We start from the raw sequence: 23,316 nt of genomic DNA on the forward strand, positions 1-23,316 counted from the left end.
AGCAATTTTTTCCTGATTGAAAATTATTATGATAAACACAACAATATGTCAAAATTAAAAAATAAGGTCGCTATAATAACTGGTGGTGGAAGTGGAATTGGACGTGCCATAAGTTTGCTCTTTGCTGCAGAAGGTGCTACCGTTCATATCTTGGATCTAAATGTGGAAGGAGCACAAGAAGTTGTTGCTGAGATATTATCTGGTGGAGGACAAGGATTTGTCCATAGTTGTAATGTAAGTATTCAAGAAGACGTTTTAGCCATAGTAGATAGCATAGGTAAAATTGATATCTTAGTCAATAACGCAGGCATAGCACATGTAGGAAAATTAGAAAATTGTACAACAGCAGATTTTGAAAGAGTATTTAATGTAAATGTTAAAGGTGCTTATAATGTGCTCTATGCAGTTGTTCCAAAGATGAAAGAAAATGGGGGGGGAGCTATTTTGAATTTAGCATCGATTGCTGCTTGGGTAGGTATTAGCGATCGTTTTGCTTATTCAATGAGCAAGGGTGCCATTTTTGCCATGTCACTTTCTGTTGCACGTGATTATATGGCTGATGGAATTCGTTGCAATAGTATTTCTCCTGCCCGTGTGCATACACCATTTGTAGATGGGTTCATTAGTAAAAATTATCCAGGGCAGGAAGCTGAAATTTTTGAAAAATTATCAAAGAGCCAACCGATAGGCCGGATGGCACAACCAGAAGAAATTGCAAAGTTGGCTTTGTTTTTATGTAGCGATGATGCCGGCTTTATCACTGGAAATGATTATCCCATTGATGGTGGTTTTATTAAATTGAATAATTAAGATTAAAATAATGGAGAGGCTTTTGAAGTCAGGGTTTATAATAAAAGTTTAAAGATATGAAATTAATACGTTTTGGAGAGCAAGGGAAAGAGAAGATAGGTGTGCAAATCGATGGTATAAATTACGATACCTCGGCTTTTGGTGGTGATTATAACGAGTCATTTTTTGAAAATGACGGTTTAGCTGCTTTAGAGGAATTTGTAAAAGCAAATTCAGGTAAATTAATTCCTGTAGCTGATACAGAAAGAATTGGAGCTCCCTTTGCAAGACCTTCAAAAATCGTTTGTATTGGATTAAATTATAAAGATCATGCAGAAGAGACTGGTGCAGCAATACCTGCAGAACCTATCATCTTTATGAAATCGACTACTTCTTTATCAGGTCCTTACGATCAGGTGATGATACCACGGGGTTCTGTAAAAACTGATTGGGAAGTAGAGTTTGGTATTGTGATAGGTAAAAAAGCTTCGTATGTAGATGAATCTGATGGTCTAGATTATATAGCAGGTTATGTGCTTCACAACGATGTTTCGGAACGTGAATATCAATTAGAGCGGGGTGGGACATGGGACAAAGGAAAAGGTTGTGATACATTTGCACCTATGGGACCATATTTGGCTACTAAAGATGAAATTAAGGATATTAATAATGTCAATATCTGGTTGAAAGTTAACGGTCAGATGTATCAAAATGGCAGTACAAAAAATTTAATTTTTTCTGTTCCATTTATTGTGAGTTATGTATCTCAATTTATGACATTATTACCAGGAGACGTAATTTCTACTGGGACACCAGCAGGTGTTGGCCTAGGCTTTAATCCTCCTATATATCTAAAGGCTGGTGACATCATTGAATTGGGGGCTGATGGGTTAGGGGAATCGCGCCAAGAAGTCATCGCTTATTCTCGTCATTAATCTCATTTTTATGCGTATAGATGCTCATCAACATTTTTGGCAATATGACCCCAGTCGTCATAGTTGGATTACGAATAAAATGCAGGTTTTAAAAAAGGATTTTCTTCCATTAGATCTAAAATTTATTTTAGAAAAAAATGAATTTGACGGTTGTATTGCTGTACAAGCAGATCAATCCGATCAAGAAACTAAGTTTTTAGTACAACAAGCAAAACAATATCCATTTATTAAAGGTGTGATTGGTTGGGTGGACTTACGTGCGGGTAATATTGATGAGCGATTGCATCAATATAAAGATGAATCACTTATTAAGGGTTTTAGACACGTTGTGGAAGGAGAAGAGGATCCCGACTTTCTAATACGGGATCATTTTCTTAAAGGCATTGAATTTTTATCAAAGTATGGTTATACTTATGATCTATTAATCAGACCTCGTCATTATGATGCTGCTTTAAGATGTGTTCAAAGTAATCCAGATCAAGTATTTATTTTGGATCATATCGCTAAACCTCCAATAAAATCACGCGAATTTGAAGAGTGGGCATTATTCATTGAAGAGTTAGCTGCTTTTTCAAATGTGAGTTGCAAAGTTTCAGGTTTGGCGACTGAGGCCGATTGGTCGAGTTGGCGTTTGGATGACTTTAGCCAATATTTAGGTCATGTATTTGATACTTTTGGTAAGCATCGTATTATGTTTGGTTCAGATTGGCCGGTATGCTTATTAGCTGCTTCTTATGAAGAAAGTGTTGCCATTGTGGAATCTAAATTAGAAGCATTTACTACAGTTGAAAAAGAAGCGTTTTGGGGAATGAACGCATTTACAATTTATAATTTATAATATGAATCTAAATCTAAAAGATAAAGTTATCATAGTTACAGGAGGAGCAAAGGGGATTGGTAAGGCAATTGTTTTGGGTCTAGCTCAAGAAGGTGCTATCCCTGTGATTGTTGGCCGTCGACAAGTGGATAATAATCTGGTTAAACAAGAAGTAGAGGCTCTTGGTCAGCAGGCATATGCGGTGCAAGCTGAACTCTCTGATCCAAAAGATTGTGAAATTGCAGTTGCAGAAACACTTAACCGTTTTGGCCGCATTGATGGCTTGGTCAATAATGCAGGTGTGAATGATGGGGTAGGTTTGGCATCTGGAAATTACGAGAAATTTGTTTCCTCTTTACATAAAAATCTTATTCATTATTATTTAATGGCTCATCATGCTTTGGATGCTTTGATCGTATCTAAAGGAAGTATTGTCAATATTACTTCAAAGACTGCTGAGACAGGTCAAGGAAATACATCTGCATATGCCGCTTCTAATGGAGGTCGGAATGCATTAACGCGAGAATGGGCAGTCGAACTGCTTCCATATCAAATTCGTGTCAATGCCGTAGTGGTTGCAGAATGTGCTACACCACAATATGATACATGGATACAAACTTTAGACAATCCTGTAGAGACTTTAAAGAAAATTACTGATCGTATACCTTTGGAGCACAGAATGACTACCGCAGAAGAAATTGCACATACTGCATTATTTCTTTTGTCTGATAAATCAAGTCATACGACAGGGCAATTGATACATGTAGATGGTGGTTATGTTCATCTTGATCGATCAATTATAGCCGAAAAATAAGAAAATAATAGAAAAGGGCTTTTAATAATTATTAAAAGCCCTTTTCTATTGTGTTATTCAAGATTAACCTAATTTACCTACTTCTTGAACCAAGTCAACAATTTTGTTTGAATAACCCCACTCATTGTCATACCAAGATACAACTTTCACAAAGTGATCATTCAATGAAATTCCAGCTTTAGCATCAAAGATAGATGTACGTGCATCACCTAAGAAGTCAGATGAAACAACTTCATCTTCAGTATAACCTAAGATACCTTTTAATTCACCTTCTGAAGCTTCTTTCATAGCAGCTTTAATATCTTCATAAGAGGCAGCTTTTTCTAAACGTACTGTTAAATCAACAACAGAAACGTCTGCAGTAGGAACACGTAAAGACATACCTGTTAATTTACCTTTTAATTCAGGTAAAACCAAACCTACTGCTTTAGCAGCACCTGTAGATGAAGGGATGATGTTTTGGTAAGCACCACGTCCACCTCTCCAGTCTTTTGCTGATGGACCGTCAACTGTTTTTTGAGTTGCAGTTACAGCATGTACAGTTGTCATTAGACCTTCTACAATTCCAAATTTGTCATTTAACACTTTAGCAACTGGTGCTAAACAATTTGTAGTACAAGAAGCATTAGAAACGATGTGTTGGTCTGCTTTTAATTCTTTATGGTTAACGCCCATTACAAAAGTAGGTGTATCATCTTTTGCAGGAGCTGACATAACTACTTTTTTAGCACCAGCATCAATGTGTTTTTGAGCTAATTCTTGTGTTAAGAAGAAACCAGTTGATTCGATAATAACTTCTGCACCAACTTCATTCCACTTTAAGTTTGCTGGATCTTTTTCTGCAGTAACACGAATTGTTTTTCCGTTAACAACTAAGTTTCCGTTAACAACTTCTACAGTACCATCAAATTTACCATGTGTTGAATCGTATTTCAACATATACGCCATATAATCTGGCTCGACTAAGTCATTGATACCAACAACTTCAACATCTGGACGATTTACCGCAGCTCTGAATGCTAAACGACCAATACGGCCAAATCCGTTAATTCCAATTTTCATATTATTAATTTTTATTGATATAATACTTGATAAGATTATGAATAGGTTCTTTAATAATTGTTCCTATTGATATATTAAATTCTTCTGTTGCAACCTCTTTTAAAAGGTCTTCGAAATTTGCAGCTACAGAGCCTGTAAAATTGATGTCATTATCAGGATGTTCTTTATATAGCGGCTTGATGAAAGTTTTCAGAAATAAGCGAAATCCATTTTTCACAATCTGAATGATGAAAGGATGATTTTTATTTTCTAAAACAAAGTCGGAGAATGAATTAAGAAAAATAGTCGGTTGTGGAGAATTGTACACCTTCTCTAAAATTATTTTTCTATCAATGGCAAATTTATTCAACAGTTTGTCTTGTAAATCCTGAGGAAGGGTATCTGTTAAATAGTGTTTAAGTAATAACCTGGAAGTCCAATTTGTCGATCCTTCATCAGCTAAAATATAACCCAGACCATAGTTATTAGGGATTACTTTTTTTCCCGTGTAGAAAGCAGCATTTGAACCACTTCCAATAATGCCAATGATTCCTTTTTCATCACCAAAAGTTGAAATTGCCGATGCGATCACATCATGTTCAACTTTTACTTTAGCATTGATAAAGAATTTTTCGAATACAGCCTTGATTTTATTTTTGCGTTCAGGAGAAGATGACCCTGCGCCAAAAAAATAGATACGTTTAATTTTTTCAGCATTATTAATCAGATTGGTATTCTTATTTAGAAGCTGTGCAATATATCTTTCATCCTGTAAATAGGGGTTAATACCACTAGTCCGAAAACCAGTGATCACCCGACCTTTGTCGGCTAACCTCCAATCTGCAAATTTTGAACCACTGTAGACTACTGCAATCATCTGAATTCGTTTCTTTAGTCTAGATAGCCAATACTTGAACAAGTTCTAGCATATCAGCACTTAATTTGTATTCTTTATTATTAATAGCTTCTTCTAAAGGTGTGGTAACGATTTCGTTTCCCCTGACACCAACTGTAATGCGATTGTTTCCTTTCAATAACTCTTTTACAGCAGCAAAACCTAAACGGCTAGCCAATACCCGATCAAAACTTGAAGGAGAACCACCGCGTTGCAAGTGCCCTAAGATACTAACTTTTGTGTCATAATAATCAAATTTTTCTTTGACTTTTTTCGCAACGTTGTATGCACCACCATTATGATCACCTTCTGCAACAATCACAATGGAGGAAGATTTTTTGCCGCGTCCATCAGCAGCAGATAAATGATCAATTAATTCATCAATGGCAGTTTCTTTTTCAGGTAGTAAGATTGCTTCTGCACCACCTGCTATGCCAGCATTCAAAGCTATACAACCTGAATCGCGCCCCATTACTTCGATGAAGAATAACCTTTCATGAGAAGCAGCTGTATCTCTAATCTTATCGATCGCTTCAATTACTGTGTTGGTAGCCGTATCATAACCTAGTGTAAAATCAGACCCATATAGATCATTATCGATTGTTCCCGGTATACCAATCACGGGGATATCATATTCTTTTGAGAAATATTCAGCACCTGTAAAAGTACCATCGCCACCAATAGCTACTAGAGCATCAATACCTGCAGCTTTGATATTTTCATATGCTTTTGCTCTTCCTTCTTTGGTTTTGAATTCTAGACATCTTGCTGTTTTCAAGATCGTGCCTCCTAATTGAATGATATTACTTACGGAGCGAGATGTCATTTCTGTAAAATTACTGTCTAACATACCTTGATATCCTTGGTATATTCCAGTAACACTTAATTTTTCGTATAATGCTGTGCGGACTACTGCTCGAATGCAAGCATTCATGCCTGGAGCGTCTCCGCCTGATGTAAAAACTCCGATTCTTTTAATATTCACCACTGTCAAAAATTTTAGGTTTTACGAATATAGTGTATTTTTTACACTATTGAAATTATTTTTTATTTTTTTGTTTTGATAAAATTGAGGTAATATTATTAACTTTATGGCATAAGCTACATATTCAACTCATTGGTTTAAGTAAATATAATAAATTAGAAAAGTTTTGTATACTACATTTACAGTCGATTGTGTCATTTTTGGTTTTTATGAAGGGGAACTTCATGTTTTACTAACAGAGAGAAATGAATATCCTTTTAAGGATTGGTGGGCGCTTCCTGGATTTTTTGTTAATAATGATGAGGAAATGGAAGATGCCGTGAAGCGAATACTGTATGAAAACACCGGCCTTAAGGATGTGTTTTTGGATCAATTATATGCCTTCGCAGGTCTAAAAAGACACCCGCAAGGAAGGATATTAACCGTAGCTTACTATGCTCTCCTCCAACTTGATAAGACAAAAATTAAGTTAAAGCCCGTGACCTCGTATATGAGACAGGCAAAGTGGTTTCCATTAAACAAAGTGCCTGATCTTGCGTTTGATCATAGCACTATTTTAAAGCAAAGTGTTGAAAAGTTACGTCGGCGAATCGCGAATACACCTATTGCTTTTGAACTTTTGCCAGATAAATTTACCCTAACTCAGTTACAATTAGTCTATGAAAGTATTTTAGGGAGGGAATTGGATAAAAGAAATTTTAGAAAAAAGATGATTAATTATGGTTTTCTAAAGGAATTAGATGAAGTCCAAAAAGGAGTTGCTTATCGTGCTGCTAGACTTTATAAATTAGATAAACGTAAATTTTTAAAGCAATTCCAAAATAGTATTACATTCTAATTTGGAAAATTTAAATAACGGAAAGTGTATGTCATAAGGTGTACACTTTTTTTTATTTTATAAAATTGACGATGTACTGACAAATTAATTGCAAAAAATTTCACCTTTTTGTATATTTGACCAAATTTTATATAAAGTCAAAAGTTTAGAATCAAATATGTCGTCAAACACTGATAATAAAAAAGACCTGATTATTGCCGCGGCTATACGAAGATTTGCGCACTATGGTTTTTCAAAAACCACTATGAATGAGATAGCAGAGGATGTCAAGATTACAAAAGCAAATCTTTATTATTATTACCCCGAAAAAACGGCTTTGATTCATGATGTTATACTAGCTGTTACAGATGATTTCAGAAAATTGGAGCAAGAATTGATTGAGAAGTCTACTTCATCAATTATTGATCTTGTTTTAGCCCTATTGGAATTAAAATCATCTTTCATTGAGCAGCATTACATGTTGCATATGAATGAAAATATGGAATGGATAAAAGGCGCTTCACTACAAACTTTGATGCGTGAAATTCATGAAAAAGAAATTGTCCAAGTAGCTAAATTATTTCAAAAAGGATTGGATAATAAGGAATTAGCAGTTGAAGATGTAAATAAGGCAAGTGAAATATATGTATACATTATGAAGAGTATTGGGCTAGTGGGTATACTGTGCGATGTATTTACTGGTATTCCAACACAATGTAATGTTGGTGATGTTCTGCAAAAACAAAAAGAGGCAACTTTGTTAATATTCAATGGTTTAAAAGTTAAATAAGGTTTCGAACAATTATAAAAAATGAAAAAGATAAGAATAGTAGGGGTGCTATTAGCAGCTTTGTTTTCAGTTAATTTCTTGCATGCGCAAGAAATTTTAACGCTGAATCAGGCACTTAAATATGCGCTTGAAAACAAAGCGGAGGCAAAAAAATCGACACTTGATTTGGAAAATGCCCAATATAAGATTGATGAAGTTCGAGCAGGCGCTTTACCGCAGATCACTGGTGCTGGAACGTTAACATACAATCCTATGCTACAAAAGGTTGCATTGCCTGGTGAAATCATTGGTAAACCTGGTGAAACTGTATTAGTAGCTATGGGGCAAAAATGGCAGTCAAATGCAACTCTTCAGGTAAACCAACAATTATTTAATCAATCTTTATTTACGGGGTTAAAAGCGGCTAAGACTACTAAAGAATTTTATGTCATTAATAAAGATTTATCGGATGAACAGTTGATTGAAAAAGTTGCAAATGCTTATTATGATGTTTTTCAATCCCAACTGCAGCTTCAAACAGTGGATAATAATCTAAACAGTACGATCAAAACAAGGGATGTAATCGCTGGTTTAGTGGAAGCCGGCTTAGGAAAGAAGATTGATTTAGATCGAACTAGTGTCGCTGTCAACAATTTAAAAGCAAATCGCCAAATTTTGGTCAATGCTTTAAAATTGAAAGAAAATGCTTTAAAGTTTGCTATTGGTATGCCAATGGAGCAAGATGTTAAACTTCCCAATGAAACATTTGAGATCAATCCTGCAACAGCAGATTTGGCTGCTTCAAATTTATCATCAAGAACAGAAGTACGTTTATTGGAAAAGCAGAATCAACTTCTAGAACTAAATCGTGATGCCATGAAAGCTGCATATTATCCCAATCTTTCATTTTCGGGTAATTTAGGATATTTAGGAATGGGACAGACTTTTCCAATATTTTCAAAAAATGAAGGAGTCAAATGGTCTGGTTTTTCTGGTTTGGGATTAAATTTGTCAATTCCAATATTTAACGGTGGAGAAACTAAGGCTAAAATTAATCAAGCAACTATTCAATTGAAACAAGCTCAAGTGGATTTAGAGGATACTAAGTTAGCTTTGAGCTTAGCGAATGAAAATGCGAGATCGCAAATTACAAATAGTCTACTAACAATAAATAGTAATCGAGCAAACGTAAAACTGGCAAAAGAAGTTTTGGATAACACTCAAAACAACTACAAAAATGGACTAGCAACACTTACAGATTTATTGGATGCAGAGAATGCTTATGCTGATGCACAGAATAATTTGAGTACTTCATTGTTAAATTATAAAGTTGCAGAGATACAGCTTGTTAAAGCAAAAGGGGAATTAAACACATTATTAAATAGCAAATAGTAACCAACATATATGAAAAAGATATTAATAACGGGAGTCATAATTATTGCTGCATTAGCAGGTATTATGTACGTGTTGAAAAAGAATAAAAAAGAAAATGAATCACAAACGGCTGTTGTAGCACAAAAGAATGCGGCTGTTGCAGTTCGTATTGCTGAGGCTGGTTTTAAAGATGTTAATACGGTATATGTAACGAACGGTACTTTTCTTCCCAAGCAAGAGGTGAAACTTTCTTCAGAAGTTGCAGGACGAGTTGCTCGTGTACTTGTGGATGAGGGGGCTTACGTTAAAGTTGGACAAACGTTAGCAGTTATCGTCGGAGATAAACAAAATGTAAGTGTTAGCAATGCAAAAGCAGTATATGAAAATGCAAAGAATGAAGTGGCTCGATTTGAAAGCGCATATGCTACTGGCGGTGTTACGAAACAACAGTTAGATCAAATGAAATTGCAACTTGAAAATGCAAAAAACAATTTGCGATCTTCACAGATCACAGCCTCTGATGTTAACGTAAAAGCTTCTTTTGCGGGTATCGTCAATAAAAGAAGTATAGAACCTGGTTCATATGTAAGTCCAGGAAATGAAATGTTTGAAATTGTCAATGTATCTTCTTTGAAATTAAAGGTAAATGTAGATGAGAAAAACATCGGGTTTGTGAAATTAGGACAAAGTATAAAGGTAGAGTCTGCGGTTTTATCCAATAAAACATTTCAGGGTAAAGTTACATTTATTGCCCCTAAGGCAGACGGAAGCCTAAATTTCCCTGTAGAGCTGGAAATTAATAATAATGCGGCAAATGATTTAAAAGCGGGTATGTACGGTACTGCATATTTTGGAGATGAACAAACCGCTAATGCTTTAGTTGTTCCAAGAGATGCTTTCGTCGGTAGTGTGAGTTCAAATCAAGTTTTTGTGGTCAAAGATGGTAAAGCTGTTTTAACTAAAGTGACTTCGGGAAGAGTATTTGGAGATAAAGTCGAAATCATTTCAGGTATTGAAAGTGGTGCGCAAGTCATTACGACAGGACAGATCAATTTATTGGATGGTACTGCTGTAGAAATCATTAAATAATTAACGCAAGTTTTAAATGAAAATTTCTGAAATATCTATAAAGCGGCCGAGTATTATCATAGTCATATTCTTATTATTGACTATTGGTGGTATCGGATCGTATTTGAATTTAGGGTACGAATTAGTTCCTAAGTTTGATGTGAATGTGATCACAGTACAGACCGTTTATCCAGGTGCTGCACCATCAGAAGTGGAAACTTCTGTGTCAAAAGTAATAGAAGATGCGGTATCATCTTTGGAAAATGTGAAAAAGATCGAAACAAAATCGATGGAAAGCGTTTCGGTCGTGATGATTACTTTAAACACTGGGGCAGATGTCAATTTTCTTTTGACTGATGCGCAACGTAAGATTAATGCGGTTATTAACGATTTACCCGAAGATGCAAAAACTCCATCTTTGAGTAAGTTCTCTCTAGACGATGTGGCGATTATGAACCTTTCCGTAACATCCAGTCTTTCAGAAAAAGAATTGTATGATCTATTAGATCAAAAAATTCAACCTGTTTTTGCCCGCATTTTAGGTGTTGCAAAAGTAGATCTAACAGGGGGAGAAGAACGTGAAATTCAAGTAAGTGCAAATCCTGAAAAATTAGAAGGATATGGATTGACAATAAGTGATGTTCAAAAAATCATAGCATCTTCTAATTTAGATTTCCCAACTGGTAGTATCAAGTCTAGAGACAATCAGACAACCATACGCCTCTCAGGTAAATTTACATCCTTAGATCAAATGCGCAATCTTCCGATAACAACTCCTTCTGGTGTATCAATTCGTTTGAGTGATGTCGCTGATGTGCAAGATGGTATAAAAGATATTGAGAAAATATCCCGTATCGATCAAAAGAACACAATTTTGATGCAAGTTTTTAAACAATCTGACGCCAATGCGGTTGCGGTATCTAAACTTGTTAGAGAGACTCTTGGCGTTATTGAAAAAGACTATAAGGAACAAAATATTAAAATTGACGTAGCGAGTGATTCAACAGAATATACGATTAATGCAGCAAGTAATGTCATGCACGATTTAATGATTGCTGTGGCATTAGTAGGTTTTATCATGTTATTTTTCTTACATAGTTTACGTGATGCCTTTATCGCTGTTGTGGCCATTCCTCTTTCCTTGATTGCTACTTTTATTGGACTTTATGTGATGGGATATACCCTTAATTTAATGTCTTTATTAGGCTTGTCATTAGTGGTAGGTATTTTGGTGGATGATGCGATTGTTGTTATTGAAAATATTCACCGTCATATGCAGATGGGCAAAAGTAAAATCCGTGCCGCATATGATGGAGCCGCAGAGATTGGCTTTACTGTAACCGCAATTACATTGGTTATTGTAGTTGTATTTTTACCAATCGCGCTATCATCGGGTTTAGTATCCGATATTCTTCGCCAGTTTTGTGTAACCGTTATATTTGCGACCTTAATATCATTATTGGTATCCTTTACAGTGGTACCTTGGTTGTATTCGCGTTTCGGAAAATTATCACATATCAGTAACGCGACTTTCTTTGGTCGAATTTTAGAAAAATTTGAAGCAGGCTTACAGAAATTGACCCATTGGATTTCTGGAATTTTAGAGTGGTCGTTAAAAAATAGATGGAATAAAGTTGTTACGCTCGTTGTGACGATTGTTATGTTTGCCGCATCAATTAGTTTATTGGTGATGGGTTATATCGGAACTGATTTCTTTCCAGGTAATGATAAGGGAGAATTTTATCTGCAGCTGGAGCTTAATAAAGATGCTTCGGTCGAACAGACAAATTTTATGACTCAAAAGGCAGAATCATACTTAGCTGGAAGACCAGAAATTGAACGTGTGATTACTACAGTAGGGCAGGCCTCCGATGGTATGATGGCAGGTACATCTGGAACAAAATATAAGTCTGAAATGCAAATCTATTTGAAGGATGGTCATAATAAATTGGAGCCTACAAAAGTGTATGCCGCGAAATTAAAGAGAGAAATGGAAAATCATCTCGTTGGTGCCAAAGTGAAAACAGTTTCTATCGGTATCATGGGAGCTGAGCAAGCCCCATTAAACTTAACAGTTATAGCCTCATCGCAAAAAGACGCTTTAGAATTTGCTGATAAAGCTGCTGCATTGTTACGCAATGTCTCTGGAGCGACAGAAGTGAAGTTGACTTCCGAAGATGGTAATCCAGAAATTAATGTGCAGTTGAACCGTGATAAAATGAATGCTTTAGGATTAAATGTTGCTACTGTGGGTGCAACTATGCAAACGGCATTTTCGGGTAATACGGATACAAAATACCGTGCTGGCGATACCGAGTATGATATTAACATTCGTTATGATGAATCGGGTAGAACGAGTATGGACAATGTTAAAAACTTGAAGTTTATAAATGCTAAAGGAGAATCAATCACATTAGAGCAGTTTGCCGATATCGAATATGGTTCAGGACCGACTTTATTAGAACGTCGAGATAAGTCACCTTCTGTTTCTGTTCAAGCTCAGGTAGTAGGAAAGCCCGCTGGTACTATTGCAACAGAGTGGGAAACTGAATTTAAAAAACTAAAATTGAAACCGGGTGTATCTTTCAAGTGGGGAGGTAACATGGAGAATCAACAAGAAGGATTTGGTACTTTAGGAATAGCATTATTAGCATCTATTATCTTAGTGTACTTTGTTATGGTAGCCTTATATGATAGTTTTGCAACACCATTTATTGTCTTATTCTCGATTCCATTATCATTCATTGGAGCATTCTTATTGTTAGCATTGACAAATCAGACTTTAAATATCTTTACGATTTTAGGTATTATTATGTTAATCGGTCTAGTAGCTAAAAATGCCATCATGTTGGTTGATTTTGCCAATCATAAAAAAGATGCAGGGTTTACAACCTATGAATCACTAATTGCGGCAAATCATGCTCGTTTACGTCCGATATTAATGACGACAATTGCGATGGTTATCGGTATGGTTCCTATTGCTATGGCACAAGGAGACGGTGCTGATATGAACCGGGGTATTGCCATTGTCATTATCGGTGGATTATTATCATCATTATTTTTAACGTTGATTATTGTGCCAGTGGTGTATTCAATTTTTGATGGAATTCAAAGAAGATTAGGAAACCATGAGAAAATAGATTATGAAGCAGAGATGGTCGCTGATTACATTCCTAGTGACGATTATGTAGATGAAATGTCTACGAAGCACTAGTTATAAATAACTTTCATTAAAATGGAAAGGCCCTGCATGCAGGGCCTTTCCATTTTAATATTATTCACATTCCATTAATGTTAAATTTTCATAAAATTATTTGAAACAATCGATTGCATGAAAAATAATGCTAATTTTGAACCAATCATTTTAATATTAACTTAAATAATAAATTATGTGTGGAATAGTTGGTTATACAGGTCCTCGTCAAGCATTTTCAATCGTTCTTGACGGACTTAAAAGGCTTGAATATCGTGGGTACGATAGTGCTGGAATAGCAATCGTGCAACAAAATAAACTTCATGTTTTTAAAAAAGCAGGAAAGGTAGCAAACTTAGAAGCCGTTGTAGCCGACCATGATGTGAGTTCACATACAGCTATTGGACATACCAGATGGGCTACGCATGGAGAACCTTCGGATAAGAATGCTCACCCACATTATACTCCAGATGGCCAAATAGCCATGATTCACAATGGTATCATAGAAAATTATCAAACCATTAAAAATGAATTGTTAAGTAAGGGATACGAATTTAAAAGTGATACGGATACTGAGGTGTTATTATATTTTATTGCTGAAATAAAGAAAAATAATGCATGTAGCTTAGAAGAAGCTGTCCGAATTGCTTTAAAGCGAGTTGTAGGAGCATACGTCATCTTATTGATAGAACCCGAACATCCTGAAACGATTATAGCAGCAAGAAAGGGAAGCCCATTGGTAATTGGTATTGGAAAAGGTGAGCATTTTCTTGGTTCTGATGCTTCACCAATGTTAGCATATACCAATGAAGTTGTTTATATCAATGATTATGAGTTGGCAATTGTGAAACCTGATGAGCTTATACTTAAAAATATAGGAAATGAGCGTGTCACACCATATGTACAAAAATTAGACTTGGAGTTAGCTGCTATTGAAAAAGGAGGATACGATCACTTCATGCTAAAGGAGATCATGGAACAACCTCAAGCTATTTTTGATTCTATGCGTGGTCGATTAGATTTAGATAAATTGACGATTACATTAAGTGGTATTGAACAGTATGCAGAACAAATATGTAAAGCTAACCGTATAGTCATTGTTTCTTGTGGTACAAGCTGGCATGCTGGTTTAGTCGCTGAATATTTAATTGAAGAACTTTGCAGAATTAATGTTGAAGTGGAGTATGCTTCAGAGTTTCGTTATAGAAATCCAATAATTAACGAAGGGGATGTTATTTTAGCCATATCACAAAGTGGTGAAACTGCAGATACATTAGTCGCTTTGGAAAATGCAAAAAGTAAAGGGGCAATTATCTTAGGTGTAGTCAATGTAGTGGGATCATCTATCGCTCGATTATCTCATGCAGGTGCTTATACACATGCGGGACCTGAAATAGGAGTTGCAAGTACCAAAGCGTTTACAGCACAGTTGACAGTTTTAGAGTTAATCGCTCTTAAAATAGCACATATCAAAAAGTCTATTGACGACGCTCAGTATGCACATCTTTTAAATGAATTAAATGCTGTTCCTGATAAAGTACAAGCGATTTTAGATAGCCAAATTCCAAAGATTAGAGAAATAGCTCGCAAATATAAAGATGCTCGTGATTTTCTATACTTAGGAAGAGGCTATAATTTTCCGATAGCCTTGGAAGGTGCTTTAAAATTAAAAGAGATTACGTATATACATGCCGAGGGATATCCTGCTGCTGAAATGAAACATGGACCTATTGCATTGGTAGACGAAAATTTGCCTGTTGTTTTTGTTGCAACTAAGGATCGCTATCATGAAAAAATTGTCAGCAATATCCAAGAAGTAAAGGCAAGAAAAGGACATGTGATTGCTGTTATTACAGAAGGAGATGAAGTGTCTAAACAATTAGCGGAAGATTATATCGAAATTCCTGAAGCTGATGAGATTGTAGCACCTATACTGTCTGTGATTCCTTTACAATTACTTTCTTATTATATTGGAGTAGAACGAAATCAAGATGTAGATAAGCCTAGAAATTTGGCGAAATCAGTGACCGTTGAATAAAAAATATGAGTCAAATAAAAAAAGGTAATATTGTTCGCCTAGGTTTTGATTTCATTCCCCCAGCTTTTATTCCTAAAGGGAAGGATGAAAATCATCAGCGGTTTGAGCAAAATGCGAGATCTGATTATAGAAGCTTAACATTAGAAGAGATTGTTGTTTTAATCGAAAATGGAAACAGAGCGGATAGTTGGGAACATATATTGGTCTGTGATCCATTTATACCCCATCAGATTAGGCATAATAATTTCTTTGGATTAGTTCGTATCGGTGCTATGGAACCGATTTATTTGGAATATCGCAATTTAAAGTTAGAGTCAGGAATATACAATAGTACGATCGTGAGTTGTGATATAGGTGATGCCGTAGCTATCCACCATGTCCGATATATGTCACACTTTATCATTGGAAATGATGTTATTTTAAGTAACATCAGTGAGATGGAGACTAGCAGTACAGCAAAGTTTGGAAATGGTATTTTGAGAGAAGGAGAGTCTGAAGACCTAAGAATTGCACTGGAATTATGCAATGAAAATGGTGTGAGATCTATTTTGCCCTTTGACGGTATGCAGGCAGCTGATGCTTATCTTTGGACGCGTAATAGGCAAGATTTGCAATTGCAAAATAGATTTAAAGAAATTACAGAAAAAAGATTTTCAAAAACAAGAGGTTCCTATAGTGTCATTGGTGACAGATGTATCATTAAAAATTCACAGAATATAAAAAATGTGAATATAGGTTCCGATGCCTATATTAAGGGTATCAATAAACTGAAAAATGTTACCATTAATTCTTCTCCCGACGCCTTTACTCAAATAGGAGAAGGTTGTGAGCTGGTTAATGGTATTGTCGGTTATGGTTGTCGTATTTTTTACGGAGTTAAAGCTGTACGTTTTATTTTGTCATCTTTTTCACAATTGAAATATGGTGCAAGACTTATTAATTCATTTTTGGGAGATAATTCCACCATTTCATGCTGTGAGGTGCTTAATTCTTTAATTTTTCCCGCACATGAGCAGCACCACAATAATTCCTTCCTATGTGCAGCTGTGGTTATGGGGCAAAGTAATATGGCTGCAGGGGCAACAGTTGGATCAAACCATAATTCACGAGCAGCCGATGGAGAAATTATAGCAGGAAGAGGATTTTGGCCAGGCTTGTGTGTCAGTTTAAAACATAATTCAAGATTTGCGTCCTATACACTTTTAGTTAAAGGAGATTTCCCCCATGAATTAGATATTCAGATTCCTTTTTCTTTAATCAATAATGATGTTAAAAATGACAAATTGATCATCATTCCAGGTTATTGGTTTATGTATAATATGTATGCGCTAATCCGCAATGGTAATAAATACGAGAGTAGAGATAAGCGCTTGTTGAAAAATCAATATCTGGAGTATGATATACTTGGTCCTGATACGGTGAATGAATTGTTTAATTCGTTACGTATAATAGAATTTGCTGTCGGCTCACATCATAATGCGAGATTGAGTGATGTAACTCATGAACAAATTCTTATTGACGGTAAGGCAAAATTAACTGGTGATAGTCATGAAATACCATCATCAATTGAGGTAAGTGGATTTGAGCATTCAAAGCGAAAAGTAGAGCTAGTGAAGGTCGGACAGGCCTATTCGCTTTTTAAACGTTTTATTCAATATTATGGATCCATTCATATCATTGACTTTCTCAAGAATAATTCTTTCGAACAACTAAAAGTTAAAATGAAAGATAGTCAACGTTTGGAGTGGGAAAATATTGGAGGGCAATTGATCGAAAAAGATGCCATTGAACAGTTGATGTCCGAAATCAAATCAGGTAAAATTGATGAGTGGGAAGATGTCCATAAATATTATCATGACTTGAGTAAATCTTATTTAGAATCCAAAAGATCACATGCTTTTGCTTCTATATTGGAAATAACTGGTGAAACTTGGGAAACAATAACTATTGAAACGTTAAAAAGCTGGTTACACGAAGCAATTTTACATCGCACTTGGATGGTCAATGAAATATTTGCAAGTAGAGCAAAAGATTATGTCAATCCATTTCGGAATATGGTCTATAATAGTGATGAGGAAAGGGATATAGTGGTAGGTAAGTTAGACGAGAATAGCTTTATTTTGCAGCAACGTGAAGAACTTGAAGTTTTCGAAAATGGTGTACAAGATCTCCTGATTAGCTTGTCCATGTAGTTGATAAGTTTGATAATAATTACATATAAGGTTAATTTAAAAAAGATGAATCATTCGTTTTTTTTATCTTGATGGCTATATATATTTATATATAGGCATTATATTTAAATCGGCAGATGGATTGAATTTAAGCTATAGCTAATGGGTTCTTCTAGTTTTTACGAAAACCTTAAATAATAAAACGATATTTAATAACTTTAAATATCGTTTTATTATTTATATTTGCCTAGCCAATTCTTAATAAAATGCCATATAAGAAATTATTATTACCTCTTGTGATGTTATTGATCACGACGGTTCATTGTGTTCAAGCACAAAAAAATCAAAAACTTGAATATAAATTTGGGAAAATTCTACCACAAGATTTTTTGATTAATGCATCAGGAATAGATTCAGCAGCATCAGCAATTAAATTATTTGATATCGGAAATTGTTACTTTGAGATAAGTCCTATATCTAAATCATTTGTTTATGTTTATGAAAGGCACATCCGTTATAAAATCTTAAACAAAAATGGTTATAATTATGCAAATTACTCTATTGGTCTTCATAAAAGCAATAGTGAATCCAAAGAGGTTTTAGAATTTATGAGTGCAGCTACCTATAATATGGTAGATGGTGTCATGACAACGAGTAAAATTGATAAAGATTCAAAATTTACGGAAGAAGTCAATAAGAATACTGTTTTTAAGAAATTTACACTACCTAATGTAAAAGAGGGATCTATTATTGAATATAAATATAAGATCAAATCTGATTTTATATTTAATTTGCCCGGTTGGAGCTTTCAAAGTGAAATACCAACATTATGGTCCGAATACACAGTCACTATTCCAGAGTATTTTGATTATAAATTTAATAGAAGTGGTTATTATGATATCGCTCACCCTGTCCATGAAAAGGTCAATGCAAGTTATGTCACCAATGTTCAATCTTCAGCTACTCGGGATCGTTATGTTGCACAAGACATGCCTGCACTAAAAGATGAGCCCTTTATATCTAATTTAGATGATTACAGACCATCAATTGATTTTGAACTTCGATCAACGAATTTTCCTGGTCAATTTTTTAATGACTATACAGGATCATGGCCGAAGATTGTTCATGCTATTCTTGATGATGATAATTTCGGTGGATATTTAAATAAGGGTAATTACGCAAAAAATAATTTAAAGACTATTCTATCTTTAGAAAATGATTCTCTGAAAAACGCAAAGAGAATTTATAAATATATTAAGGATAACCTAAAGTGGAATCAAAACTATCATTATTATAGTACCGAAACAAATCCTAAAGCCATATTTGAGAAAAAAACAGGTAATTCAGCCGATCTAAATCTAGCATTAATCAATTTTCTAAGAGAGGCCAAATTTAATGCTTATCCTGTATTAATCAGTACGCGTTCAAATGGTAAACATCCTGGTTATCCAGTGATCAGTAAATTTGATAATGTTATAGCAGCAGTAGAGATTGGAGGAAATGTCTACTTTCTTGATGCTACAGTTAAAGATATGCCATTTGGAATGATTCATTATGAAAATTTGAATCACGAAGGATTTCTTATCAATGTTAATGATAAAAGTGGGGGATGGATTAGTACCGAAACAAGCTTTGGAGATGAAAGTATGCATGTCTATCAGTTAACATTAGATAAGGAAAACAAACTTAAAGGAACGCTAACAAATTATTTCAATGGATATGCTGGTTTAACAGCGAGAAATGCCTATAGAAATGCCATTAATGAAGAAGATTATTTGAAAAACTTGAAAAAGAGTAAAAATGGACTAGAACTCCATAATTTCAAAATTTTAAATCTCGATAGTTTAGATGAGCGGTTTATTGAATCTATGGATGTGGAAATAGAGGATCATGTAGAAGAGGCTGGAAATCTAGTCTATTTCAGTCCATTGCTTTATGAGCAAACCAAGGAAAATCTTTTGAAACATGAAGAACGAATTTTTCCTGTGGATTTTGCTCACCCTATTATGGAAAATTGCCGTGTTGTAATTATGATCCCAGATGATTATGAAATTGATAAACTTCCGAAAGGAGGAATTTTTAAACTTCCCGAGAATGTAGGATCATTTACCATATCTTATCAGACAGAAGGAAAGGCGTTATTGATTAAGAGTATTGTCAACATTAATAAATCAACCTACAGTCCAGAAGAGTATTTCGATTTGAAAGAATTATTTGCAGCTATTGTTGAAAAACAAGCTGAGAAAATTGTATTAAAGAAAAAAATATGATGAAATATACATTAAGTATCATGTTCGTGATATGTAGTCTTTTTTTAAAGGGACAATCAACTTGGGATATCGCTAAAATTCCAGATGACTTAAAAAAAGATGCCATAATTGTGATCAGAAATGAAGAGCAATTTTTAGATATAAAAGGTGTAAATGCTGCAAAATATGATTATAAAATTACAGCCACTATATTTAGTAAAGCAGGTGATGATTTTGCTGTAATGGAAGAAGTGTATGATAAATTTTCAAATATCTACAATATTAAAGCTGTACTTTATGATGCCGCTGGTAATAAAATTAAGGAATATAAAAATTCCGACATTAAGGATCAAAGTTTACTTTCCGATTTTTCTATTTTTGAAGATAATAGAGTAAAAAGGCTAAAATTTGTTAGCAATACCTACCCATATACAATAGAGTATAGTTTTTGCCAAGATTTTAAAGGATTACTTTATTTTCCACAATGGCGCGATATTAAAGATTTTGGTATGTCGGTAGAAAAATCCAGTTATACGATTCAAAAAGATAAAAATTATCAAATGAAATATTTGAGTCGTTCGGGATTACAAGTAGATTCAACCACAACTGCCGGTAAAACATTATATAAATGGAATAGTAATCACGTTGCTGCTATACCTAGAGAACCTTTATCTGTCGGGATCAATAACGTTTCTTCTTGGGTCACAGCATCACCCAATGTATTTGAATACGACGGGTCTAGTGGTAATTTTGATACCTGGAAAAATTTTGGATATTGGATCTATAAACTTAATGCAGGTGGAAATAATTTACCGGATGCATTCAAAATTAAAATTCGAGATTTGACCAAAAATGCACAGTCACCACATGAGAAGATGGCGATTTTGTATCGTTATTTGCAACAAAATACACGTTATGTCAGTGTGCAGTTAGGTATTGGAGGGTTTAAGCCAGTAGTCGCTGAAAAGGTCGCGACAATTAATTACGGTGATTGTAAAGGATTATCTAATTTTATGAAGGCGATGCTAAATGAAGTTGGAATACAATCACATTTAGTCATGATAGGTAATAGAAAACCAAGTTTAAATGAGCAATATTCAAGTATCGGTCAAGCAAATCACATGATCTTGGCTGTACCGTTAAAAAACGATACAACCTATTTAGAATGTACGAGTCCCTATTATCCAATGGGATTTATTGGTTATGGAAATGCAAATAGAAAGGTGCTTTTAATTACTGAAGAGGGTGGAGTACTTGTAAAAACACCAGTTTACACGGCTGAAGATAATTATCAAATCAGTAAAACTAAAATCACATTTCATAATGAAAATGATATTGATGTGTTAACCAATACACGCTATGGAAATTCTCAATTTGAAGATAATTTAAGAACAACTTTATTAGAACCAAGCGAACAAAAGAAAAAAGTATTGGAATACAGTACAATCCCCATCCAAACTTTTGGACATTATAAGTGTGAGCAGAAAGATAAAACTAAGCCAGAATTAGAAGAAGAAATTGCATTTAAATCTAAACCATTATTAAGCAAAGGGGGGGATAAGTTATTTTTATTACTCAATCAAGTTAACCGAAAGGAATCAGTCCCAATTAAAATTGAAAACAGGAAAACTTTTTTTTCTGTTCCATATGCTTATCAAGACATTGACGAAATTAATTTTGAATTACCAAGCGGATATCAAGTTGATTTTATACCAAAAGATATTACAATAGACTCTGAATTTGGAACCTATGCGGCTACATTTACTTTCAAGGATGGTGTTATCCTTTACAAGAGAACACAGAAAATGAACGATAAAACTTATCCACCGGAAAAATATAATGAGTATGTTGACTTTTATAAAAAAATAGTTCAGGCAGATAAGCAGAAAGCCGTAATCACAAAATCGATGTAAAATTTAAATTTGTCTAAGGAGCGTAATTTTGGAGGTTCCATTAGTTAATCATCTAAATCTGCCATATAGATATCATGTACAACAAATTTAACATGTTTTTCGGGCGTAAACATGTCCAAAACATCTTCTGAGTCAATTGGGTATAAGGTTTCGGTATCTGCATCTAACATTTCAGAGTCAGGAATAAGTTCAAAGAATGTAATTCCATTAGTTTGTGATAATTCTTCAACTTTTATACAGATTACATCTTGAGATTTCCAATTAGACCAAATTGTTTTGTTGAACAATTGATAGGGGTTTTTTTCAGTTTCAGACATAGTTACAAACATAAGTATTCGTACACCGATAGCAAAATTTCAATCGATATAAATTAATCAGGCGATTGGGATAGGGCTGCGTAATCATTTATATCGTCAACATGTGTGGATAGATTGACTGAGCAAAGTTCCAATTGTTCCATACGTGTTAATCTCATGTTTTTAAAATCATATCTGAGCAACTTGAACCGGAGATCACCCGAGGTCATCAATGCGCTTAATCGTTTGAAAATCTTCCATAATATATCTCCATAGTAATTAATATCATAGTAAAATATAGCTCACGAATCATTATCTTTAGCATATGGTAGCAATTGTTATTGGTGGAAGCGGAGCGACAGGTAGAGAACTTGTTCGACAATTATTAGTGGACCCTCGATTTAGTAAAGTTCGGGTATTATTGCGACGTCCTTATTTTGAATATCATGATAAATTAGAAGAGATTATTGTTGACTTTGATAAGTTATTCTCTTTTCAAGATCGGATAAGGGGAGATGTCGCCTTTTCTTGTTTAGGAACCACATTAAAAGATGCAGGAAGCAAAGAAGCCCAGTGGCATATTGACTATGACTATCCTTTTCATTTTGCGAAAATGTCTTTTGAAAATGGAGTTACTCATTTCGTTTTACTATCTGCAGCCGGAGTAAATGCAAAATCGCGAATCTTTTACAATCGAATGAAAGGATCTTTAGAAGACGCAATCAAAAACATTGGCTTTCAACAACTCACTATCTTGCGTCCAGGATTTATTGAGCGACCTCATTCAGATCGTTTGGGTGAAAAGATCGGCTTAAAAATCATTACCACTCTTAATAAAGTAGGCATTTTTAAACAATATGCCCCAATTAAAACTAAACTACTTGCAAAAGCGATGTTGGAAAGTGTTTTTACATATAAAAAAGCTAGACAGGTATTAGAATTGAAAGATATAAAAGCAATCATCAAATAGTCTGCACATCTGTTTTCCATGTAATAGGATATAGGGCATCTTATTTTCATTTAATTCAGTCGAGCCAATATTTTACTTTCAAGCGTCATAATTCAACCTTTTGTGGCGATTTAAATTTCATTTTCTTATCTTTAGGCGAATTTTGAAGCAACCTAACCGTTCGTTTTAATTTCAATTTTGTT

At 34.6% G+C, this 23,316-nt stretch carries 18 protein-coding genes; 14 read left to right on the forward strand and 4 right to left on the reverse strand.

The features are described 5' to 3' along the window. Positions 1-45 precede the first annotated feature (45 nt). From B3P23_RS20020 to B3P23_RS20035, 4 genes are read left to right on the forward strand one after another with little or no spacing between them, the layout of a single operon-like run. On the forward strand, positions 46-810 hold the full coding sequence (locus B3P23_RS20020; protein WP_094773660.1) for an SDR family NAD(P)-dependent oxidoreductase: 765 nt from the start codon (positions 46-48) through the stop codon (positions 808-810). A 56-nt stretch (positions 811-866) separates the two neighbouring features. Beyond that, positions 867-1,724 (forward strand): fumarylacetoacetate hydrolase family protein, encoded by an 858-nt coding sequence (locus B3P23_RS20025; RefSeq protein ID WP_260949248.1) that lies wholly within the window; start codon positions 867-869, stop codon positions 1,722-1,724. 10 nt (positions 1,725-1,734) lie between these two features. Further along, complete coding sequence (locus B3P23_RS20030; protein ID WP_248753466.1) at positions 1,735-2,562, forward strand: amidohydrolase family protein; 828 nt, start codon at positions 1,735-1,737, stop codon at positions 2,560-2,562. 1 nt (position 2,563) lies between these two features. Beyond that, a complete protein-coding gene (locus B3P23_RS20035; protein WP_045754582.1) occupies positions 2,564-3,355 on the forward strand; it encodes an SDR family oxidoreductase in 792 nt (263 codons plus the stop codon). Positions 3,356-3,418: 63 nt separating this feature from the next. Here the strand turns inward: B3P23_RS20035 and gap are convergent, their stop codons facing one another. Genes gap through pfkA form a run of 3 tightly spaced genes read right to left on the reverse strand, consistent with a single transcriptional unit; the run spans position 3,419 to position 6,279 of the window. Next, on the reverse strand, positions 3,419-4,417 hold the full coding sequence (gene gap, locus B3P23_RS20040; protein WP_045754641.1) for a type I glyceraldehyde-3-phosphate dehydrogenase: 999 nt from the start codon (positions 4,415-4,417) through the stop codon (positions 3,419-3,421). A 4-nt stretch (positions 4,418-4,421) separates the two neighbouring features. Further along, on the reverse strand, positions 4,422-5,273 hold the full coding sequence (locus B3P23_RS20045) for a hypothetical protein (RefSeq protein ID WP_045754642.1): 852 nt from the start codon (positions 5,271-5,273) through the stop codon (positions 4,422-4,424). A 19-nt stretch (positions 5,274-5,292) separates the two neighbouring features. After that, positions 5,293-6,279 carry a 6-phosphofructokinase gene (pfkA, locus tag B3P23_RS20050; protein ID WP_084405365.1) on the reverse strand — a complete coding sequence of 329 codons (987 nt, stop codon included), beginning with the start codon at positions 6,277-6,279 and terminating at the stop codon, positions 5,293-5,295. Between the two features lie 163 nt (positions 6,280-6,442). On the opposite strand from pfkA, the gene B3P23_RS20055 reads away from it, so the two are divergent. From B3P23_RS20055 to B3P23_RS20095, 9 genes are all read left to right on the forward strand, one after another. Then, positions 6,443-7,114, forward strand: coding sequence for an NUDIX hydrolase (locus tag B3P23_RS20055; protein WP_084405366.1), 672 nt, complete (start codon positions 6,443-6,445; stop codon positions 7,112-7,114). Positions 7,115-7,271: 157 nt separating this feature from the next. Next, positions 7,272-7,883: a TetR/AcrR family transcriptional regulator gene (locus B3P23_RS20060; RefSeq protein WP_293929019.1), complete on the forward strand. Its 612-nt coding sequence runs from the start codon at positions 7,272-7,274 to the stop codon at positions 7,881-7,883. Between the two features lie 21 nt (positions 7,884-7,904). After that, positions 7,905-9,254, forward strand: a complete 1,350-nt coding sequence (locus tag B3P23_RS20065) for a TolC family protein (RefSeq protein ID WP_293929021.1) — start codon at positions 7,905-7,907, stop codon at positions 9,252-9,254. 12 nt (positions 9,255-9,266) lie between these two features. Continuing rightward, entirely contained in the window at positions 9,267-10,325 is a 1,059-nt protein-coding gene (locus B3P23_RS20070) for an efflux RND transporter periplasmic adaptor subunit (RefSeq protein ID WP_293929023.1), read from the forward strand. Between the two features lie 16 nt (positions 10,326-10,341). After that, positions 10,342-13,518: an efflux RND transporter permease subunit gene (locus B3P23_RS20075; RefSeq protein WP_293929025.1), complete on the forward strand. Its 3,177-nt coding sequence runs from the start codon at positions 10,342-10,344 to the stop codon at positions 13,516-13,518. A 175-nt stretch (positions 13,519-13,693) separates the two neighbouring features. Next, a complete protein-coding gene (gene glmS / locus B3P23_RS20080) occupies positions 13,694-15,535 on the forward strand; it encodes a glutamine--fructose-6-phosphate transaminase (isomerizing) (RefSeq protein WP_045754648.1) in 1,842 nt (613 codons plus the stop codon). 5 nt (positions 15,536-15,540) lie between these two features. Further along, positions 15,541-17,727, forward strand: a complete 2,187-nt coding sequence (locus B3P23_RS20085; RefSeq protein ID WP_293929027.1) for a DUF4954 family protein — start codon at positions 15,541-15,543, stop codon at positions 17,725-17,727. A 245-nt stretch (positions 17,728-17,972) separates the two neighbouring features. Then, positions 17,973-19,976: a DUF3858 domain-containing protein gene (locus B3P23_RS20090; protein WP_248753473.1), complete on the forward strand. Its 2,004-nt coding sequence runs from the start codon at positions 17,973-17,975 to the stop codon at positions 19,974-19,976. After that, a complete protein-coding gene (locus B3P23_RS20095; RefSeq protein WP_293929031.1) occupies positions 19,973-21,868 on the forward strand; it encodes a DUF3857 domain-containing protein in 1,896 nt (631 codons plus the stop codon). The genes B3P23_RS20090 and B3P23_RS20095 overlap by 4 nt, the downstream gene beginning before the upstream one ends. Before the next feature lie 44 nt (positions 21,869-21,912). Here the strand turns inward: B3P23_RS20095 and B3P23_RS20100 are convergent, their stop codons facing one another. After that, entirely contained in the window at positions 21,913-22,185 is a 273-nt protein-coding gene (locus B3P23_RS20100) for a hypothetical protein (RefSeq protein ID WP_045754652.1), read from the reverse strand. Between the two features lie 304 nt (positions 22,186-22,489). Between B3P23_RS20100 and B3P23_RS20105 the strand changes: the two genes are divergently transcribed. Further along, positions 22,490-23,134, forward strand: a complete 645-nt coding sequence (locus B3P23_RS20105; RefSeq protein WP_293929033.1) for an NAD(P)H-binding protein — start codon at positions 22,490-22,492, stop codon at positions 23,132-23,134. Positions 23,135-23,316 lie beyond the last annotated feature (182 nt).

This window comes from Sphingobacterium sp. UBA6320, assembly GCF_002440335.1.
Classification (GTDB): Bacteria; Bacteroidota; Bacteroidia; order Sphingobacteriales; family Sphingobacteriaceae; genus Sphingobacterium.

Coding starts and splice junctions, on each gene's coding strand:
- B3P23_RS20020 (WP_094773660.1), top strand. CDS start 46: ATGTCAAAATTAAAAAATAAGGTCGCTATAATAACTGGTGGTGGAAGT.
- B3P23_RS20025 (WP_260949248.1), top strand. CDS start 867: ATGAAATTAATACGTTTTGGAGAGCAAGGGAAAGAGAAGATAGGTGTG.
- B3P23_RS20030 (WP_248753466.1), top strand. CDS start 1,735: ATGCGTATAGATGCTCATCAACATTTTTGGCAATATGACCCCAGTCGT.
- B3P23_RS20035 (WP_045754582.1), top strand. CDS start 2,564: ATGAATCTAAATCTAAAAGATAAAGTTATCATAGTTACAGGAGGAGCA.
- gap (WP_045754641.1), bottom strand. CDS start 4,417: ATGAAAATTGGAATTAACGGATTTGGCCGTATTGGTCGTTTAGCATTC.
- B3P23_RS20045 (WP_045754642.1), bottom strand. CDS start 5,273: ATGATTGCAGTAGTCTACAGTGGTTCAAAATTTGCAGATTGGAGGTTA.
- B3P23_RS20060 (WP_293929019.1), top strand. CDS start 7,272: ATGTCGTCAAACACTGATAATAAAAAAGACCTGATTATTGCCGCGGCT.
- B3P23_RS20065 (WP_293929021.1), top strand. CDS start 7,905: ATGAAAAAGATAAGAATAGTAGGGGTGCTATTAGCAGCTTTGTTTTCA.
- B3P23_RS20070 (WP_293929023.1), top strand. CDS start 9,267: ATGAAAAAGATATTAATAACGGGAGTCATAATTATTGCTGCATTAGCA.
- B3P23_RS20075 (WP_293929025.1), top strand. CDS start 10,342: ATGAAAATTTCTGAAATATCTATAAAGCGGCCGAGTATTATCATAGTC.
- glmS (WP_045754648.1), top strand. CDS start 13,694: ATGTGTGGAATAGTTGGTTATACAGGTCCTCGTCAAGCATTTTCAATC.
- B3P23_RS20085 (WP_293929027.1), top strand. CDS start 15,541: ATGAGTCAAATAAAAAAAGGTAATATTGTTCGCCTAGGTTTTGATTTC.
- B3P23_RS20090 (WP_248753473.1), top strand. CDS start 17,973: ATGCCATATAAGAAATTATTATTACCTCTTGTGATGTTATTGATCACG.
- B3P23_RS20095 (WP_293929031.1), top strand. CDS start 19,973: ATGATGAAATATACATTAAGTATCATGTTCGTGATATGTAGTCTTTTT.
- B3P23_RS20100 (WP_045754652.1), bottom strand. CDS start 22,185: ATGTCTGAAACTGAAAAAAACCCCTATCAATTGTTCAACAAAACAATT.
- B3P23_RS20105 (WP_293929033.1), top strand. CDS start 22,490: ATGGTAGCAATTGTTATTGGTGGAAGCGGAGCGACAGGTAGAGAACTT.